General features: G+C 70.1%; 19 protein-coding genes. 8 read left to right on the top strand and 11 right to left on the bottom strand.

Annotated features, from left to right (window positions below; translation table 11 throughout):
• The first annotated feature begins 101 nt into the window (after positions 1-101).
• On the top strand, positions 102-1,748 hold the full coding sequence (locus EV375_RS00670) for an alpha/beta hydrolase (RefSeq protein ID WP_486588680.1): 1,647 nt from the start codon (positions 102-104) through the stop codon (positions 1,746-1,748).
• A 105-nt stretch (positions 1,749-1,853) separates the two neighbouring features.
• On the opposite strand, the gene EV375_RS00665 is transcribed toward EV375_RS00670, so the two are convergent.
• The 6 genes from EV375_RS00665 to EV375_RS00645 form a co-directional block, all read right to left on the bottom strand.
• On the bottom strand, positions 1,854-2,585 hold the full coding sequence (locus EV375_RS00665) for a lysophospholipid acyltransferase family protein (protein WP_130297689.1): 732 nt from the start codon (positions 2,583-2,585) through the stop codon (positions 1,854-1,856).
• A gap of 84 nt (positions 2,586-2,669) precedes the next feature.
• Positions 2,670-2,831 (bottom strand): hypothetical protein, encoded by a 162-nt coding sequence (locus EV375_RS28990; protein ID WP_165434643.1) that lies wholly within the window; start codon positions 2,829-2,831, stop codon positions 2,670-2,672.
• A gap of 109 nt (positions 2,832-2,940) precedes the next feature.
• On the bottom strand, positions 2,941-3,891 hold the full coding sequence (locus tag EV375_RS00660) for a cytochrome c oxidase assembly protein (protein ID WP_130297688.1): 951 nt from the start codon (positions 3,889-3,891) through the stop codon (positions 2,941-2,943).
• Positions 3,892-4,037: 146 nt separating this feature from the next.
• Complete coding sequence (locus EV375_RS00655; protein WP_055488971.1) at positions 4,038-4,766, bottom strand: type 1 glutamine amidotransferase; 729 nt, start codon at positions 4,764-4,766, stop codon at positions 4,038-4,040.
• 31 nt (positions 4,767-4,797) lie between these two features.
• Complete coding sequence (locus EV375_RS00650) at positions 4,798-6,036, bottom strand: MurT ligase domain-containing protein (RefSeq protein ID WP_130297687.1); 1,239 nt, start codon at positions 6,034-6,036, stop codon at positions 4,798-4,800.
• 181 nt (positions 6,037-6,217) lie between these two features.
• On the bottom strand, positions 6,218-6,865 hold the full coding sequence (locus EV375_RS00645; RefSeq protein WP_130297686.1) for a TetR/AcrR family transcriptional regulator: 648 nt from the start codon (positions 6,863-6,865) through the stop codon (positions 6,218-6,220).
• Positions 6,866-7,019: 154 nt separating this feature from the next.
• On the opposite strand from EV375_RS00645, the gene EV375_RS00640 reads away from it, so the two are divergent.
• Positions 7,020-8,252: an acyl-CoA dehydrogenase family protein gene (locus EV375_RS00640; protein ID WP_130297685.1), complete on the top strand. Its 1,233-nt coding sequence runs from the start codon at positions 7,020-7,022 to the stop codon at positions 8,250-8,252.
• Between the two features lie 244 nt (positions 8,253-8,496).
• On the opposite strand, the gene EV375_RS00635 is transcribed toward EV375_RS00640, so the two are convergent.
• The 3 genes from EV375_RS00635 to EV375_RS00625 all read right to left on the bottom strand — a co-directional run bounded on the left by EV375_RS00635 (position 8,497) and on the right by EV375_RS00625 (position 10,228).
• Positions 8,497-8,979, bottom strand: coding sequence for a GNAT family N-acetyltransferase (locus tag EV375_RS00635; RefSeq protein WP_130297684.1), 483 nt, complete (start codon positions 8,977-8,979; stop codon positions 8,497-8,499).
• On the bottom strand, positions 8,976-9,575 hold the full coding sequence (locus tag EV375_RS00630) for a hypothetical protein (protein WP_207227956.1): 600 nt from the start codon (positions 9,573-9,575) through the stop codon (positions 8,976-8,978). Before EV375_RS00630 ends, EV375_RS00635 begins: the two co-directional genes overlap by 4 nt.
• Positions 9,576-9,850: 275 nt before the next feature.
• Positions 9,851-10,228 carry a dihydrofolate reductase family protein gene (locus EV375_RS00625; protein WP_486588206.1) on the bottom strand — a complete coding sequence of 126 codons (378 nt, stop codon included), beginning with the start codon at positions 10,226-10,228 and terminating at the stop codon, positions 9,851-9,853.
• A gap of 144 nt (positions 10,229-10,372) precedes the next feature.
• Between EV375_RS00625 and EV375_RS00620 the strand changes: the two genes are divergently transcribed.
• The 5 genes from EV375_RS00620 to gndA all read left to right on the top strand — a co-directional run bounded on the left by EV375_RS00620 (position 10,373) and on the right by gndA (position 15,214).
• The gene (locus tag EV375_RS00620; RefSeq protein ID WP_130297683.1) at positions 10,373-10,966 is read left to right on the top strand and encodes a TetR family transcriptional regulator; all 594 of its coding nucleotides are present in this window, start codon (positions 10,373-10,375) and stop codon (positions 10,964-10,966) included.
• A gap of 142 nt (positions 10,967-11,108) precedes the next feature.
• A complete protein-coding gene (locus EV375_RS00615) occupies positions 11,109-12,017 on the top strand; it encodes an aminoglycoside phosphotransferase family protein (RefSeq protein WP_486588205.1) in 909 nt (302 codons plus the stop codon).
• A gap of 131 nt (positions 12,018-12,148) precedes the next feature.
• Positions 12,149-12,949, top strand: a complete 801-nt coding sequence (locus EV375_RS00610) for a DUF427 domain-containing protein (RefSeq protein ID WP_130297682.1) — start codon at positions 12,149-12,151, stop codon at positions 12,947-12,949.
• Positions 12,950-13,087: 138 nt separating this feature from the next.
• Complete coding sequence (locus EV375_RS00605; RefSeq protein ID WP_130297681.1) at positions 13,088-13,675, top strand: pyridoxamine 5'-phosphate oxidase family protein; 588 nt, start codon at positions 13,088-13,090, stop codon at positions 13,673-13,675.
• 96 nt (positions 13,676-13,771) lie between these two features.
• A complete protein-coding gene (gene gndA, locus EV375_RS00600; RefSeq protein ID WP_130297680.1) occupies positions 13,772-15,214 on the top strand; it encodes an NADP-dependent phosphogluconate dehydrogenase in 1,443 nt (480 codons plus the stop codon).
• 577 nt (positions 15,215-15,791) lie between these two features.
• On the opposite strand, the gene EV375_RS00590 is transcribed toward gndA, so the two are convergent.
• Both EV375_RS00590 and EV375_RS00585 read right to left on the bottom strand, forming a co-directional pair.
• A complete protein-coding gene (locus EV375_RS00590; protein ID WP_130297679.1) occupies positions 15,792-16,022 on the bottom strand; it encodes a DUF6480 family protein in 231 nt (76 codons plus the stop codon).
• Between the two features lie 78 nt (positions 16,023-16,100).
• On the bottom strand, positions 16,101-16,757 hold the full coding sequence (locus EV375_RS00585; RefSeq protein ID WP_130297678.1) for an alpha-ketoglutarate-dependent dioxygenase AlkB: 657 nt from the start codon (positions 16,755-16,757) through the stop codon (positions 16,101-16,103).
• A 218-nt stretch (positions 16,758-16,975) separates the two neighbouring features.
• Here EV375_RS00585 and EV375_RS00580 point away from each other — a divergent pair, with 218 nt between their 5' ends.
• Positions 16,976-17,242, top strand: coding sequence for a GlsB/YeaQ/YmgE family stress response membrane protein (locus EV375_RS00580; protein ID WP_130297677.1), 267 nt, complete (start codon positions 16,976-16,978; stop codon positions 17,240-17,242).
• Positions 17,243-17,255 lie beyond the last annotated feature (13 nt).

The raw sequence follows: 17,255 nt of genomic DNA, 5'->3' as shown, positions 1-17,255 counted from the left end.
TGCTCTGTCCCCTGCCCGCGGTGGACAGGAAGGATCGACGGAACTGTGATCAACGATCACTGTTGCGTCCAGCGGCCACCACTTCAGGGGAGCCCCCAGTGATCATACGGAACACAAGCATCGCCGCCGCCGGCGCAGCGGCGCTCACAGCGAGTCTCCTCGCCGTCCCGTCGGCTTTCGCGGACTCCGGAAGCGGCCAGGCCTCGCCCGGCGGTGCCGCGGAGGCCCGTGGGGTGAAGGCCGCGGCCGCGCGTGCGGCCAAGGAAGGCGTCGAGTGGAAGGACTGCCCCAAGGACTGGGGCCTCGCCAAGCCGATCCAGTGCGGATTCGTCACCGTTCCCGTCGACTACGCCGACCCCGGCGGCCGGACCATCAAGATCGCCCTCGATCGTGCCGAGAGCACCGGAGGCAAGGACGAGCGCCAGGGCTCCCTCGTCTACAACCCGGGCGGGCCGGGCGGCTCCGGCATGTCCTTCCCCACTCGCGTCACCAGGGACAACCCCCTGTGGACCAAGACGGCCAGGGCGTACGACTTCGTGGGCTTCGACCCGCGGGGAGTCGGCCATTCCGCACCCATCTCGTGCATGGACCCCCAGGAGTTCGTCAAGGCTCCCAAGCTGGACCCGGTGCCGGACGACGAGGCGGACAAGCAGGCCCAGCGCAAGCTGGCCAAGGAGTACGCCGACGGCTGCAAGGAGCGCAGCGGCAGCCTTCTGCCGCACATGACGACGCCCAACACCGTCCGCGACCTCGACGTCATCCGTGCCGCGCTGGGCGACAAGAAGCTGAACTACCTCGGCGTCTCCTACGGCACCTACATCGGCTCCGTCTACAGCACCCTCTTCCCCACGCACGTGCGCCGCATGATCGTGGACAGCGTCGTCAACCCCTCCCGCGACCAGATCTGGTACAAGAACAACCTCGACCAGGACGTCGCCTTCCAGGGCCGCTGGGAGGACTGGACGAAGTGGGTCGCCGAGCACGACAGCACCTACGGAATCGGCGACACCGCGGCGAAGGTCGAGGCGCAGTGGAAGAAGCTGCGGGCCGAGGCGAAGAAGAAGCCCATCGGCGGCGTCGTCGGACCGGCCGAACTACTGGCGTTCTTCCAGAACGCCCCCTACTACGACCAGATGTGGGCCCCCGTCGCCAAGGCGTGGTCGTCGCACATCAAGGGCGACGAGAAGGCCCTCGTCGAGGCCGCCGGACCTGACATGTCCGACAAGGCCGGCAACAAGGCCGCGGAGAACGGCAATGCCGTCTACACGGCCGTCGAGTGCACCGACGCCAAGTGGCCCACCAGCTGGAACAAGTGGGACCGGGACAACACCCGGCTGCACGAGAAGAACCCGTTCCTCACCTGGTCGAACGCCTGGCTGAACCTTCCCTGCGCCACCTGGCCCGTCAAGCAGCAGCAGCCGGTCGAGGTCGGTGCGGACAAGGGGCTGCCGCCGGTGCTGATCGCACAGTCCGAGCGGGATGCCGCCACGCCGTACGCCGGCGCCCTCGAAGTGCACAAGCGGCTCAAGGGCTCACGCCTGATCACCGAGCGGGACGCCGGGTCGCACGGCATCACGAACGTCCCCAATCCCTGCATCAACAAGCGTGTCGAGACCTACCTCCTCGAAGGCGACGCAGGCGAGAAGGACTCGGTCTGTGCGCCCCACTCGAAGCCGGTGCCGCAGATCATCGGCGGCGGTCTGACAGGGCCGAAGGCCGGTGTGGCCTCGCTGCGCGCGCCGCACTGACCCCGGGGGCCACACGCACCGCACCCACGCGAAGGGGACGGCCGGAACTCCGGCCGTCCCCTTCGCGTGCGGGCCTCCCGCATCCGCCTGCGGGGGAATGCTGAGTCAGGATTCCTTGCGTTCCCCGCTGCGCCCACGGGAGCGGGCCTCCTGACGCTCCTTCGCCTGGAGGGCCTTCGCCTCCGGCGCGTACAAGTCGACGTACTCCTGGCCGGACAGCTGAAGGATCTCGTGGATGATCTCGTCGGTTACGGCCCTCAGCACCGCGCGTTCGCTCTCCATCCCCGCGTAGCGGGAGAAGTCCAGCGGCTTCCCGAAGCGGATCGTCACCCTGCCGAACCGGGGCATCTTCCGTCCCGGAGGCTGGAGTTCGAAGGTGCCGACCATCGCGCAGGGAATGACCTTCACCCTTGCCTGGAGCGCCATCGACGCAACACCGACGCGGCCCTTGTACAGCCGCCCGTCGTGCGAACGGGTGCCCTCGGGGTAGATGCCCAGCAACTCGCTCTTGCGGAGCACCCCGAGGCCCTCGTCGATCGCGGCCTGGCCGGCCCCCTTGCCCGACCGGTCCACCGGGATCTGCCCCACGCTGCGGAAGAAGGCCGCCGTGAGCCGCCCTTTCAGGCCCGGCCCCGTGAAGTACTCGGATTTCGCCAGGAATGTGATGCGCCGCCGGAGGATCGCCGGCATCAGGAAGTGGTCGGAGACGGAGAGGTGATTGCCCGCCACGATGGCCGGTCCCTCGTCCGGGATGTTCTCCAGCCCCTCGATCCGCGGACGGAAGTACAGCCGCAACAGGGGCCCCAGCAATACGTACTTGAACAAGTTGTAGAACACGCTAAGGCCTTCCCCCATGCATTCCGGTGAGATCGCAGAGTAGCTTCCTGCGTCGCCTGCGGGGGAGGGGGCCCACCGCAGGACTCAGCTGCGCTTCGTGGACAGCGCCCCCACCGTGATCAGAGCCAGAACGGCCCACCCGAGCCAGAGCCACCCGCTGCTCCCCAGAGCCACTGTGTAGGCCGTCACGAGAATGAGCGCCGCCGCCGTGCCGACGGTCAGCGCCTTGGCAGAGCGAGGCATCACGGAATCCTCCTCCCGGTGACCCGGCCGGCGACTGGGGATCGCGTACCAAGGGGACCGGGCCCGGCTCCCATGGTCGCCCGCGGCGCGGCCGTGCGCTACTGCCCAAGAGTCACTGCTGACGGGCCTGCAGGGAGGCCAGGTAGGCGTTGTACGCGGCGAGCTCCTTGTCGCCGTCGCGGTCGGCCATCCTGTCCCTGCGCCGGGCCTCGCGTTCGTCCGACTTGTGCCACTGGTAGACCAGTGCGAGGAGCACCAGCACCGAGGGGATCTCGCTGAACGCCCAGGCGATTCCGCCCGCAGCCGTCTGGTCCGACAGTGCTGTGACCTGCAGTGACGCCGACGGGTTGGCGTACGTGGCGATCATCGGCTCCGAGGCCATCATGAGCGCGATCCCGAAGAAGGCGTGGAAGGGCATCCCCGCGAACAGCTCCAGCATCCGCATGAGATAGCCGGGCCGGTGCGGGCCCGGGTCGACACCCATGATCGGCCAGAAGAAGACCAGCCCGACCAGCAGGAAGTGCACCATCATCGCCAGGTGACCGACGGTGGAGCTCATCAGGAAGTCGAAGAGCGGCGTGAAGTACAGGGCGTAGAGGCTCGCGATGAACAGCGGGATCGTGAACCCGGGGTGGGTCAGCACGCGCATGACGCGGCTGTGCAGCACCGCCACGAGCAGCTCCCGCGGCCCCTTGCGGCCGCGCCCCGCCGACGGAAGCGATCGCAGCGCCAGCGTCACCGGCGCTCCCAGCAGCAGGAGGATCGGTGCGAGCATGCTGATGATCATGTGCTGCACCATGTGGACGCTGAAGAGCACCATCCCGTACTCGTTCAGCGCCGTGCACATCGTCACCGCGACGGCGAACACACCCAGCACCCACGCGACGACGCGGAGAACGGGCCATGCATCGCCCCGCCGCCGCAGCCGCAGCACGGCGCAGACGTACAGCACGAGCGCGAGGAGGCACCCCACCAGGAAGAACGGCTCACCCGTGAACTCCAGACCGCGGCCGAGTGTGAACGGCGGCAGATCCGTCGTCATGCCGTGTCCGCCGTGGTCCATCCGCGTTCTCTCCTGACTCGGGCGTCCTGCCCGGCAAGCGTATTCCCTCCGCTTCGGCGGCCGTCAGGCGCCCCCGATCGTGCCCGGGACATGCGGATCCCCCGCCCCGGAACGGCCTCCGCGGCGGGGGAGTGCGAGCGGGGGCGTCAGGCGGGCTGGAGCGCCGCGGAGATCCGCTCCTTGCGCAGCGCCTCGTACCACTGGTCGTTCACGGAGGGCAGCGCGTTCACATCCAGTGCGAGCTTGATGAGGTGGTCGGCGATCTGCGGATTGCGCGCCAGCACCGGTCCGTGCATGTACGTACCGAAGACGGTGTCGTTCCACGCGCCCTCGGTGCCGTCGCCCGTGCCGTTGCCCTTCCCCAGCCGCACCCGCGCCAGCGGCCGTGCCGCCGGGCCGACCTTGGTGATGCCCTGGTGGTTCTCGAAACCCGTCAGCTCAGGCAGGCCCAGCTCCGGATCGATGTCGGCCAGTACGTCACCGACGCAGCGCTCCGCCTCACCGCGCGTGCTGACCACGTCCAGCAGCCCGAGGCCCTGCTGAGGTTCGCCCAGGTCGTTGACGAACTCCCGGCCCAGGATCTGGTAGCCGGCGCAGACGGAGAAGATGATGGCGCCGTTGTCGACGGCCCGGTGCAGCCCGCCGTCGCGCAGCAGCCGCTCCGCGGCCAGCCGCTGCGGCCGGTCCTCCCCGCCGCCGATCAGATAGATGTCCGCGGAGGTGGGCACCTGCTGGTCGGAGCGGATGTCGGTGCGCTGCACCGTCAGTCCGCGCTGCTGCGCACGCCGTTCGACCACCAGGGCGTTGCCTTGGTCCCCGTACGTGCTGAGGAGGTCGGGGTAGACCCACACCACTCGCAGGCCCGTGTCACTCATGCTCGCCAACTCCTTGAGCGGGTCGATGGGTTCAGTTGCCGACGACGCGGCGCAGATCCTGGAAGGCCGTGTAGTTCGCGATCGCTTCGATGCGTCCGGGCGGGCACGCCGCGACCGCTTCGGCTGCGCTCTCGCAGACCTGGAAGCCGACGCCGGCGACCTCCAGACGCACGGCCAGGTCCAGCTTGCGGTCGCCGATCACGCAGATCGGGTGCCCTGCCAGACGTGAGTAGTCCACGTCCCACAGCCACGAGGTGTCCGTGCCGTCGGCGCCGCGGGCGTTGACCGAGAGGATGACCGGAGCGGGAGGAGCGTCGATGAGCGAGAAGGTCTCGAGCCAGCCGGCGGGGTTCTTGGCCAGCAGCAGCCGCACCTGCCGCCCGCGGTAGTCCACCACGTCGTAGCGTCCGGCGACGGCGGTCACCGAGTGCATCCGCTCCAGCGCCACCTGCGGAGGCACGCCGAACGCCGCGGCGACCGCCGCGGACGTCGTGGCGTTGGCCTTGTTGGCGCGCCCCGGCAGCTGCAGCTTGATCGGCCAGGCCGAACCGTGCGGATCCAGCACCTCGTCACCGGAGAGCGCCCAGCTCGGAGTGGGGCGGCGGAATCCGCACTCGGCGCAGAACCAGTCGTCGTCCGGACGCTGCATCACGCCGCCGCACGCCGGGCACGACCACGCGTCGTCCTTCCACTCCTGGCCCGCTGCGACCCACACCACGTTCGGTGCGGACGAGGCCGCCCAGACGACGAGGGGGTCGTCGGCGTTGGCGATGACCACGGCCTTCGTGCCGGAGAGGCCCTCGCGCCAGCGTTCGGCCAGCATGCGCGTCTCGGCGGCCCGGTCGAGCTGGTCGCGGGAGAGGTTCAGCAGGGCGATCGCCTTGGGGGTCACATCCCGCGCGACCGTGGCGAGGTACTTCTCGTCCACCTCGATCACGCCGTACTGCGCCTCGGATCCGCCCGCGAGCGCCGAGGTGATCCCGGCGGGCATGTTCGCGCCCAGGGCGTTGGAGACCACTCCGCCGTTGGCGCGCAGAGCCTCCGCGATCAGCCGCGTCGTGGTCGTCTTGCCGTTCGTGGCGGACACCAGGACGACGTCCAGGTGATGGGCCACTTCGGCCAGCAGATCGGGATTGAGTCTGAGAGCGACCTTGCCGCCGATCACCGATCCGCTGCCGCGACCCGCCGCACGCGACACCGCCGCCGCGGCCTTGCCTGCCGTCACGGCCAGCCTGGCCCGCGGAGACAGCGGCTCCTGGTTGCCTGCCATCGTCCTGCTCCTCCTTGCCCCTCGGTGGGGAGAAGCCTATCTAGGTCCGCCGCCGTGCCCGAACCGCCTCACCCACAGGGAAGTTGCGCGACCTGAACCGGTCCCGCACGGTGCATCCGGGTTGCCGGGTCCGCCATGCGTACGCGGGTGTCCCGCCTGCGTGAGGGGCCTCCCGCCGGTGTCAGACGCTGCCGGGGGCGCCGGGACGGTCGTCGGCCATCGCAAGCTGTCCCCACAGCAGGTCGGTGAGCTGGCTGACCAACTCCGCGCGGGGGCAGGGGCGTTCACGCAGCCACCAGTCGCCGGCGGCATACGCCATGCCGACGACACCGTGGCCCCAGATGCGTGCCGACTCCTGGCGGCCGGGCCCCAGGTCGAGACGTTCCTCGATGACCTTGCCCAGTTCGTCGCCCAGGCGCCGCAACAGGGGAGCGGAGTGCTGTCCGGCTTCGAAGCCGCGGTCGCTGCCGGAGGCCCCTTCGGAGGGGTGCATGAGGAAGCGGTAGACCTGCGGGCGGGTCTCGATCGCGGCGAGGTAGGTGTCCAGCGTGGCCTCGACGCGTTTTCGCCGCTCGGCGGGGGCGTCGAGAGCGGCTCTCAGTGCGCTGATCAGGGCGTCGGTGTGCCGCACGGCGAGCGCGCGGTAGAGCCCTTCCTTGTCACCGAAGTGCCGGTAGAGGATGGGCTTGGTGATTCCTGCCTCGGCGGCGATGGCATTCATCGAGGCACCGGGACCTTCGCGCAGTACCACTCGGTCGGCTGCCTCCAGCAACTCCTTGCGGCGGCGGTCGGCGGAGCTTCGCTGCTCCGTCGGCTGTCCGGTCCCCATGGCGCCTCCCCTCCCTTTTCAATCTCGCTTCCCCAGCGAAACGTAACACCCGCCGCAGCAGGACGGCCGGGCGAGACCGGGAGTTGACATCCATTACCGAGCAGTAACAGACTTGCCATTACCATTGGTAACTCAGCTGCTGGAAGGACCGGTCATGGGCGACTCCGCATTCGCGCTCGATCTCAATGACGACCAGAAGGAGATCCGTGAATGGATCCACGGTTTCGCCGCCGACGTGATACGTCCCGCCGCCGCTGAATGGGACGAGCGCGAAGAGACCCCCTGGCCCGTCATTCAGGAAGCCGCGAAGATCGGTCTGTACTCCCTGGATTTCTACGCGCAGCAGTTCTTCGACCCGACCGGCCTCGGCATCGCGATGACGATGGAGGAGCTGTTCTGGGGCGACGCGGGAATCGCCCTGTCCATCGTGGGTACCGGCCTGGCGGCCATCGGCGTGCTGGCCAACGGCACCGAGGAGCAGATCGGCACCTGGGTCCCGCAGATGTACGGCGACCCCGACGACGTGAAGGTCGCCGCATTCTGCTCCTCCGAGCCCGACGCCGGCTCCGACGTCTCCGCGATGCGCACCCGTGCCGTCTACGACGAGGCCAAGGACGAATGGGTGCTCAACGGCACCAAGACCTGGGCCACAAACGGCGGCATCGCCAATGTCCACGTCGTCGTCGCCGTCGTCGACCCGGAGCTGGGCACCAAGGGCCATGCGTCCTTCATCGTCCCGCCGGACACGCCCGGCCTCTCCCAGGGGCAGAAGTTCAAGAAGCACGGCATCCGCGCCTCCCACACCGCCGAGGTCGTCCTCGAGGACGTACGCCTCCCCGGCAGCTGCCTGCTGGGAGGGAAGGAGAAGCTGGACGAGCGCCTGGCCCGCGCACGCGAACGCGCCAAGAAGGGCGGTGAGCGCCTGAAGAACGCGGCCATGGCCACCTTCGAGGCGTCCCGGCCGTCGGTGGGTGCGCAGGCGGTGGGCATCGCCCGCGCCGCGTACGAGGTCGCCCTCGACTACGCCAAGGAGCGCGTCCAGTTCGGGCGCCCCATCATCGACAACCAGGGTGTCGCCTTTCAGTTGGCCGACATGCGCACCCGCATCGACGCGGCCCGCCTGCTGGTGTGGCGCGCCTCCTGGATGGCGGCGGCGGGCAAGCCGTTCGACGCCGCCGAGGGCTCCATGTCGAAGCTCTACGCCGGCGAGACGGCGAAGACCGTCACCGCGCAGGCCATGCAGATCCTCGGCGGCAACGGCTTCACACGTGAATACCCCGTCGAGCGGATGCACCGGGACGCCGCCATTTACACGATCTTCGAGGGCACCAGCGAGATCCAGCGCCTCGTCATCGCACGCCAGCTGTCGGGCGTCCCCATCCGCTGAGGGCGAAGGTGCAGGTCGGACGGCCTGAGCCGACTGGCGTGAGAGGCCTTTCCGGGCGAGTCCGGAGAGGCCTCTTCGCGTGTCAGAAGGCCCGAGTTTCCGGTTGGGAGCTTCTCGGGAGATCAACTCTTCTCGTGATGCCGTCGCTCGCGCAACTGGTTCCTCGTCGGCCTCAACCGCGGGAGCGGTCCGGACTCGCCCCGTCCCGCGAGTGCCGCAGCATCACGAGCGAAGGAGGCAGTGCTCAGTGGCGGGGCACCTGGAGGGTGAAGCGTGCCTTGTCCTGCCGTGTGGTGCCCAGCCGGTCGTAGAAGCGGATCGCACCCTCGTTCCACGACGGTGTCTGCCACTGCACCTCGTCCAGGCCCATGGCCAGCGCCTCGGCGACGACGGCATCCATGAGCCGTGCGCCGAGTCCGTTCCCCCGGTGCTCTTCGCGCAGGTACAGGCAGTCCATGTGGAGATACTCGCGCCCCTGCCAGGTGGCGAACTCGACGGCGCAGGTTGCATATCCGGCAAGCCCCCCGCCCGGTACCTCGGCGACGAGGCATAGCAGGCGGGGGGACTCGGAGCCGAACAGGGCCTCCTGAAGCCGTTCGGCGAGGTCGGCGGCCGGTGGGTCGGACTTCTCGTACGCCGCGTGCTCCGCGGCAAGAGCGACCACCTCGATCAGCTCGTGGCGGATCGCGTGCCGGACGACGGGGACTCGCGCGGCGCTTCCGGTCACGACGCACCGCCCGGCGGGATCGACAGCACGTCGCCGCTCCAGAGGTCGAGCCGCCGGTCGAGCTGGTCGGTGCCCGCCAGCACGTGGCGGAGGAACACATCCCGTTCGTGGGCGATCACTGCGGCCTCCCAGACGCACGGAGCCAATCCCGACGAGGCCGGGCGGAGGGACTCCGGTTCCCCGATCGGCCCGTTGAAGATGGCCAGTCGCGACATGAACCCTTCGACCCAGCTGTGCACGAGCACGTAGTCCCCGTCTCCGCCCGCGTGCAGAATGACGCACCCGAGTCCGAGTGACCCCATGCTGCGATCAGCGAGGAGCCGACAGGCCGCGAGGTGCGTGGCGTGGGCCCATTCTCCGGGTTGCACGCTCCGCCCGGGCGCCTCGATCGAGTACACCTTCATCAGGTGACCGCCCAGTTCCTCGACTCCCAGCAGCCTCACGGCCCGTTCGTGGTATTCGCCAGCGAGGGCGAGCAGCGCCGCCTCGTCAGGCCCGACCGGTGCGGCGGTCTGGGCCGCCGGGCTCAAGAGCGCTCCCGGTCGGCGGGTGGCCGCCGGTGTGGTTCCGGTGCGGGGTCCGTGCACCTCGGCCATGACAGCTCCTTCAGCCCGAGCTCCGGCTCGGTGCGGTTTCGTCGGGTCGAGCGGGTGGCAGCCGCACACGGCGGAGCATCCGGTCACCGCCTTGCGTAGGTCGTCACATCCACTCCGGACTCGAAGCGGCGGCTCGTCGCCGGAGTGAAGGGCGTCAGGTCGCACGGGCCGGTGAACAGGGGGATTCCGGTTCCGATGGCCAACGGGTACCGCTTGATGACCAGTTCGTCGATCTCGCCGATCAGCGCACCGGCCAGCTTGCCTCCGCCGCACAGTCAGATGTCCATGCCGTCCTGGCGCTTGAGGTCGCGGACGAACGGAACCGGGTCGCTGGAGATGATCTCCACCTCCGGGTCGCCGGGCACCAACGTCCGGGAGAACACGCACTGCCGCAGATGGGAGTAGGGGCTGGTGATGCCTGCCCGCAGCGCCGGCTCGTACGTCGCGCGGCCCATCAGCACGGTGTCGTAGCGCTTGTTGGCCACGTCGGTCAGCCCGAACGGTCCGCGCGCCTGCACCGGCACGGTCTCCGGGTGCTGCGCGTTCATCGCCTCCATCACGTCGGACTCGACGGGGAGGAACCCGAACTGCCCGTCGATGTCGGCGATGAAGCCGTCGAGAGTGGCACCTACGTAGTACGTCAGTGCTCGCATCGCATCTCCCTCATGGGGCCGGCGGTGTGCTGAAGACCCCTGTTGGACTCGGCGTCGGCGACACCCGGGAGACAAAGTACTGCAACTGAAGTGGTATGTACACAGTACTCTGCCTGCAGTGATTCGGATGACGAGGTGGAGCAGATGCGACAGAACCCGGAGCGCCGCGCCGCTCTACTCGATGCAGCCATTGAAGTCCTCGCCCGAGAGGGCTCGCGCGGACTGACCCTGCGCGCCGTCGACTCCGAGGCGGGTGTGCCTTCGGGTACTGCGTCCAACTACTTCGCCAAGCGGGCCGAACTGCTTCGTCAGGTCATGCATCGCACCCGGGAGCGGTTGACGCCTGACGAGTCCGCGCTCGCCGGCACCATGCAGGCGCCTGCGTCGACGGAGCTCGTGGTGACGCTGATGCACGAGATCATGGGCCGCATGCGACGCGATCGCAGCAGTCACCTGGCCATGCTGGAACTACGCCTCGAGGCCACCAGGCGCCCCGAACTCCGGGCCGACCTGACCCGGGCGTTCAGCGAGGAGCTCGAAGCCAACATTCGCTTCCACTTCGATGCCGGCCTGCCGGGTGACCGCACGGGGGTCGTTCTGCTCCACCTCGCGATGCTCGGGCTGATCCTGGACGACCTCACAGTGCCCGGCATCCTCGCGGGCTACGACTTCCGCGACGTGCTGGCTGAGTTGGTGGGGCGCGTCCTGCCGTCCGGAACCGGAGCGGAAGCGGACTGATGCCGCGCCGCCCGGAGCGACCTTGAGGACACCGGGTTCGCGCGCCGGCCGTGAGCGGGGGGCAAAGGCGGGACGAGCCGGGCGGGCGGCCGGGACCGAAACCGGTTGCGGCCCGGCAGCGCGAGGCGCGAGGCTCCTGGGCGTGGACATGCACCCGGACCAGCTGAGCGTCTCGCGTGAGACGGTGCGACACCTGGTGGACGATCAGTTTCCGCAGTGGCGGAACCTTCCCTTGCGGGCTTTGGCCTCTCAGGGGACGGTCAACGCGATCTCCCGCATCGGCGAGCGGTTCGCGGCCCGGTTCCCGCTGCGCAGCGGCGACGTCGCCTCGACGCTTCGGCAGCTGGAGGCCGAGGCGGAGGCGGCCCGCGAGCTGGCGGGCCGCACGCCGTTCCCCACGCCCGAGCCCGTGGCGCTGGGCGAGCCCGGCCGGGGCTATCCGCTGCCCTGGTCGGTGCAGACCTGGCTGCCCGGCGGCGTCGTGGCCACCGACGAGGACCCGGGTGAGTCGGTCGCGTTCGCGCACGACCTGGCAGAGTTCGTCCGCAGCGTGCGCACGATCGGCACGCGCGGACGCACGTGGAGCGGTGAGGGCCGCGGCGGTGACCTGCGCGCACATGACGCGTGGATGCGGACCTGCTTCGAGGAGAGCGCCGGGCTCCTGGATGTGCCCCGGCTCCGCCGGATATGGGCGGCCCTGCGGGAGCTTCCGCGCGCCGAGGGAGCGGACGTGATGAGCCACGGCGATCTCATTCCCGGCAACGTACTGGTGTCCCGTGGACGACTCGCCGGCGTCCTCGACGTGGGCGGACTGGGACCGGCCGACCCCGCGCTCGACCTGGTGGGTGCATGGCATCTGCTGGGGGCCGGGCCGCGGCAGGTACTGCGCGACCGGCTCGGGTGCGACGTCGTCGAGTGGGAGCGCGGCAAGGCGTGGGCCTTCGAGCAGGCGATGGGCGCGGCCTGGTACTACGCCCGGAGCAACCCGGCCATGAGCCGGATGAGCTGCCGCACCTTGGAACGCATCCTCGCGGACGGCACCCCGGCCTGAGTCCGCGTCCGCTGGGACATCGCGGGGCGAGCCAGGGGACGGGCGCGGGTACGGGATCAGGCGCGCGGGCCGGGCCGCGGCGGTGCGAGAGTGGGACGCGCACATCGCACACCGATCCGGAGGCGCAGGCCATGACCCTCACGCTCGGCGGCGGACCGCTCGCATCGCGGTCCCCGGAGACCGTCAACTACACGATCGACGGTCCCGCACACCGGCTGCTGTGGCAGCGCTTCCCGCGCCGCGTGCGTGCGCTGCTGGGCAGCAGCACGCTGCTGGACTCCACCGACGCGGCCCTCCTGCACGAGAGCAACCTGCTTCCCCAGCTCTACGTGCCCCTCGCCGACCTGTGCGAGGAGATGCTGGAGGAGAGCGCCCACACCACCCACTGCCCGTTCAAGGGGGATGCCCGCTACTGGAGCGTGCGAGTGGGGGACCGTCTCGTCGAGAACGCCGTGTGGAGCTACCCCGAGCCGCTGGAGGGAGCGGAGTGGCTCAAGGGCCGTGCGGCCGTGTACTGGTCCGCCATGGATGCCTGGTTCGACGAGGACGAAGAGGTCCACGGGCATGTGCGCGACCCGTACCACCGCATCGACGTACGTCCCACCAGCCGCCACGTGGTCGTGAGGGCCGGCGGCACGGACATCGCCGAGAGCCGCCGGGCGTACCTGCTCTCCGAGACGGGTCTGCCCAACCGCTTCTACCTGCCGCAGCAGGACGTCCGCACGGAGCTGCTGCGGCCGAGCGCCACCCACACTCACTGCCCCTACAAGGGGCAGGCCTCCTACCGGTCGCTGCACACCGCCGGCAACCTCATCGAGGACGCGGCCTGGTGCTACGAGCAGCCGCTCGACGAGGCCGTGCGCATCGCCGGGCATCTGTGCTTCCTCGCGGACGGCATCGAGACCGTCGTGGACGGCACGACTCTGAGCTGAGGCGGGCCACGGCCGGGTCACGGCCGTGGACGCAGGGACCCGCGGCGTGACGGGACGGAAAGGATCCGCGTGCGCGGGGGCCGCGTGCTTTCGCCGATCTCCGCGCGTCCGCCCCGCCCCCGGCCCCACAATGCCGGTATGGGGACGATCTACGAACGAATCGACGAGCGGCTTCGTACCTTCATCGAGGAGCAGCACATCTTCTTCACCGCGACCGCCCCGCTGGCGGCGGACGGGCATGTCAACGTCTCGCCGAAGGGGCTCGCGGGGTCGTTCGCCGTCCTCGACGACGTCACCGTCGGATACCTGGACCTCGGCGGCAGCGGCGCCGAGACCATTGCCCACCTCCGCGAGAACGGCCGCGTCACCCTGATGTGGTGCGCCTTCGAGGGGCCGCCCCGCATCGTCCGCATCCACGGAACCGGTGAGCCCGTCTTCCGCGACGACCCGCGGTGGGAGGAACTGCTCCCGCGCTTCGACGGGAGCATGCGGCAGCGCACCGACCTGCGTGCCGTCATCACGGTGCGCGCGGAACGCATCAGCGACACGTGCGGCTTCGCGGTGCCGTTCATGGACTACCGGGAGGACCGCCCGCTGCACACGCAGCGCTTCGCACGCGAGACCGACGAGTCCTTCGCCACATACTGCGAGAAGAAGGAGCACGTGGGTGTCAGCCTCGACGGCCTGCCCGCTCTGCCCCTGCCCCTTCCGAGACGCATCCGGTGACGTCCCGTCCCGTACGACCCACGGAAAGATCCGCAATCCGTCCATCCCGAGCCGAGCGGACCGGCCCGCCGGCCCGCTCATCCCAGGAGCTTCAGCATGAGCAGCAGCGCACACATCGGTGTCACCGGCCTCGCGGTCATGGGCCGCAACCTCGCCCGGAACTTCGCCCGCAACGGATACACGGTGGCCGTGCACAACCGCACTGTCTCCAGGACACGCGACCTGGTGCGCGACTTCTCCGATGAGGGAAGCTTCGTCGCCGCGGAGACGGCGGAAGAGTTCGTCGCCGCGCTGGAGCGGCCGCGACGGCTGGTGATCATGGTGAAGGCAGGGGCTCCCACCGACGCTGTCATCGACGAGTTCGCCGCGCTGCTCGAACCCGGCGACGTCATCATCGACGGCGGCAACGCCCACTACGCCGACACCCGGCGCCGCGAGAAGGCACTGCGCGAGCGCGGACTGCACTTCGTCGGCACCGGCATCTCGGGCGGGGAGGAAGGTGCGCTGCACGGGCCGAGCATCATGCCCGGGGGTTCCGCCGAGGCCTATGAGTCGCTCCGCCCGATGCTGGAGAGCATCGCCGCCAAGGCCCCGGACGGCACCCCCTGCACCACTCACGTCGGCCCGGACGGCGCGGGCCACTTCGTGAAGATGGTGCACAACGGCATCGAGTACGCCGACATGCAGCTCATCGGCGAGGCCTACCACCTGCTGCGCGATGTCGCCGGATACGAGCCCCGCCGCATCGCCGAGACCTTCCGGGAGTGGAACACCGGCCGCCTGGACTCGTACCTCATCGAGATCACCGCAGAGGTCCTGTCACACACCGACGCCGCCACCGGAAAGCCCTTCGTCGACGTCGTCGCCGACGAGGCCGAGCAGAAGGGCACCGGCCGCTGGACCGTGCAGACCGCGCTCGACCTGGGAGTGCCGGTCTCCGGCATCGCCGAGGCCGTCTTCGCCCGGTCGCTCTCCGGCCACACCGACCTGCGCTCCGCCAGCGCCCATCTTCCGGGCCCGGCTGCCGCTCCGCTCGACGCGGCCGCCGCCGAACGGTTCGCGGAGCAGGTCGAGCAGGCCCTGTACGCCTCGAAGATCACCTCGTACGCGCAGGGCTGGAACATGATCAGCAGCGGGAGCCACGAGTTCGGGTGGGACATCGACCCCGGTGCCGTCGCGGCGATCTGGCGGGCGGGCTGCATCATCCGAGCCGTCTTCCTGGACCGCATCCGTGCCGCGTTCGCCGCCCGGCCCGACCTGCCGACGCTGCTGGCGGACGAGCACTTCTCCAAGGAGATCGGTGACGCGCAGGGCGACTGGCGCACGGTCGTGGCCACCGCCGTGGGGCGAGGCATCCCCGTGCCGGGCTTCGCCGCCGCCCTCGCCTCCTACGACGGGCTGCGCAGCTCTCGCCTGCCGGCCTCGCTCACTCAGGGGCAGCGGGACTTCTTCGGCGCGCACACCTACCGGCGTACGGACCGGGAGGGCTCCTTCCACACGCTCTGGGGAGGCGACCGCAGCGAGGTCTCCGCGGACTGACCACCGTCCGGTAGGGCCCGGCCTCCCTGCCCGGCCGGGCAGGATGGTGCGTGCCGGCGGGGCCGGGGCGGGGGAGTGGCTGCCGCGCGAGCGGGCACTCGGACCGTGACGGATATGCCGCTACGTAGATCCGCTGGAGTTGTGATGTCACAGCAGTCAGGCACGGGGTTCCCGGCCTGCAGGCGGCCAGACCCGGTTCCTCCCCATCCCACCCCGCCGCCCGAGCCCGGCGGGCCGGGACCCGGACCGGCACCCGATCCGGTGCCGGCACCCACGCCCGCCCCTCCGCCGGGACCCGCACCGGATCCGATTCCGCCGTCTCCCACCCCGGAGCCCGTCCCGCCGGAGCCGGAACCGCAGCCGGCGCCGCCGGCGCCGTGACGCCGGCGGCGTAGGCAGAGCGGGTCCGCGACGAGGAGCCCGGGCCGAGGCCGGGGGCGGACAGGCGAAACCCTTCCTGCTGTCGGCCCCCGGCCTGGGCCCGTCTGTGTGAAGCGGAACAAGGGGAACGCGTTCCCCGCCGGCGAGAGCGGGCCGGCCGTCACCGCGGTCGCCGCAGAGTCCGCGCGGAGTTCGCTCAGAGCTCCAGCGCCCAGGCCAGGAAGTAGATGAAGAAGACGGCGACGAGCACCGCCAGAATGATCACCGGTGCCTTCGCCCAGCCCTTGGGCGGGTTGTGGCGCTCGTCCGGGCCGGCGCCGCCCGTGCTGTCCTCGCCCGGTGGTGTCTCACCGGGCGGAACCTGTCCGCCCGGCTCCAGACCTGGCGTGTGGCGGGGGTCGTCCGGATCGGGGTACTTCTCGTCCATGAGGCCCGGGTGAGCAGCAACGCGCGACCTATACGTGCCGGACGGCGATTTCCGCGCAGCCGCGCCCCGGCCGCCTTCTCAATCCGTCAGGCCCGTCACCCGGAGGGTGAGGTTGAGCCTTCCCGACGCCATTCCCGTGGCGGTCCCCGTGCCCGGGAAGACCTTCGTCACGCCGTGGTACGCGTAGCGGGACGGGCCGCCGAAGACGAACAGGTCGCCCGAGGCGAGCTGGACGTCCGTGTAGGGCCTGCCCCGCGACTCGGTGTTCCCGAAGCGGAAGACGCAGGTGTCGCCGATGCTCAGTGAGACGACCGGCGCCGGCGACCTCTCGTCCTTGTCCTGGTGCATGCCCATCCGGGCGGCGCCGTCATAGAAGTTGATCAGCGCTGTGTCGGGGTCGTAGTCGCCGGCGGCCGCGTCGTCCTCGTACGCGTCGGCGAGCGCCCGCCGGCCGAGCCGGGCCAGCCAGTCGGGGAAGGCGGCGACGCGGCGCCCGTTCACGTCGTCTGCGGTGCGCGTGTAGCGGTAGGGCTGCCAGTGCCATCCCAGGCACACCGTCCGGACCGACATCACGCCGCCGCGCGGAAGCCTCGTGTGCCGCAGCGGCACGGGGCCCGCCGCCCATTCCCGGCAGGCGGACACCAGGTCACGCTGCTCCCGGAGGCCGAGCCACCCGGGCAGATGCACCGCTCCGGGAGCCGGACGCGACGGGGGCGCCGGGATGAGCGCGTCCACTGCGGACCTCCTGTGACGACAACTCCTCGCGGACCGTGCAACACGCTGCGCTCGCGGGCCCGACGGACACCGGCCAGTGTCGCAGCCCCTGGTGACACGAGCCGGCGGCCACCGGACGCGCTGCTCCGGCGCCGCACGGCGGCCGGGGCGAAAAGCCCTGCGTGCGGGCCCGGGATGCGGGCAGAAGGAGACAACACGACGACCTTCAAGGGGAGATAATGGAGATCTCAGGCATCGTCAGCGCCATCGTGATCGGGATCATCATCGGCGTACTGGGGCGGCTGATTGTGCCCGGCCGTCAGCGCGTCGGCATTCTCCTGACCATCGGCGTCGGCATCGTGGCCGCCCTCATAGGCTCCGCGATAGCCACGTACTTCGGCGTGGGTGACACCAACGGAGTCGACTGGATCGAGTGGCTGATACAGCTCGTTCTGGCAGCACTCGGTGTCTCTGCCCTCGACCGCTCGAAGCGCCGCCGCCGCTGAGCGGACCGTCAAC

The sequence above is a fragment of the Streptomyces sp. CNZ301 genome, from assembly GCF_004217425.1.
This window is presented reverse-complemented; position numbering and strand designations above follow the sequence as displayed.

What these genes read in the sequence shown, in the direction of transcription:
- EV375_RS00660 (WP_130297688.1), bottom strand. Translation starts at nt 3,891, where the DNA reads ATGGACCACGGCGGACACGGCATGACGACGGATCTGCCGCCGTTCACA.
- EV375_RS00605 (WP_130297681.1), top strand. Translation starts at nt 13,088, where the DNA reads ATGGGGACGATCTACGAACGAATCGACGAGCGGCTTCGTACCTTCATC.
- EV375_RS00655 (WP_055488971.1), bottom strand. Translation starts at nt 4,766, where the DNA reads ATGAGTGACACGGGCCTGCGAGTGGTGTGGGTCTACCCCGACCTCCTC.
- EV375_RS00645 (WP_130297686.1), bottom strand. Translation starts at nt 6,865, where the DNA reads ATGGGGACCGGACAGCCGACGGAGCAGCGAAGCTCCGCCGACCGCCGC.
- EV375_RS00630 (WP_207227956.1), bottom strand. Translation starts at nt 9,575, where the DNA reads ATGGCCGAGGTGCACGGACCCCGCACCGGAACCACACCGGCGGCCACC.
- EV375_RS00590 (WP_130297679.1), bottom strand. Translation starts at nt 16,022, where the DNA reads ATGGACGAGAAGTACCCCGATCCGGACGACCCCCGCCACACGCCAGGT.
- EV375_RS00610 (WP_130297682.1), top strand. Translation starts at nt 12,149, where the DNA reads ATGACCCTCACGCTCGGCGGCGGACCGCTCGCATCGCGGTCCCCGGAG.
- EV375_RS00620 (WP_130297683.1), top strand. Translation starts at nt 10,373, where the DNA reads ATGCGACAGAACCCGGAGCGCCGCGCCGCTCTACTCGATGCAGCCATT.
- EV375_RS00650 (WP_130297687.1), bottom strand. Translation starts at nt 6,036, where the DNA reads ATGGCAGGCAACCAGGAGCCGCTGTCTCCGCGGGCCAGGCTGGCCGTG.
- EV375_RS00580 (WP_130297677.1), top strand. Translation starts at nt 16,976, where the DNA reads ATGGAGATCTCAGGCATCGTCAGCGCCATCGTGATCGGGATCATCATC.
- EV375_RS00625 (WP_486588206.1), bottom strand. Translation starts at nt 10,228, where the DNA reads ATGCGAGCACTGACGTACTACGTAGGTGCCACTCTCGACGGCTTCATC.
- gndA (WP_130297680.1), top strand. Translation starts at nt 13,772, where the DNA reads ATGAGCAGCAGCGCACACATCGGTGTCACCGGCCTCGCGGTCATGGGC.
- EV375_RS00640 (WP_130297685.1), top strand. Translation starts at nt 7,020, where the DNA reads ATGGGCGACTCCGCATTCGCGCTCGATCTCAATGACGACCAGAAGGAG.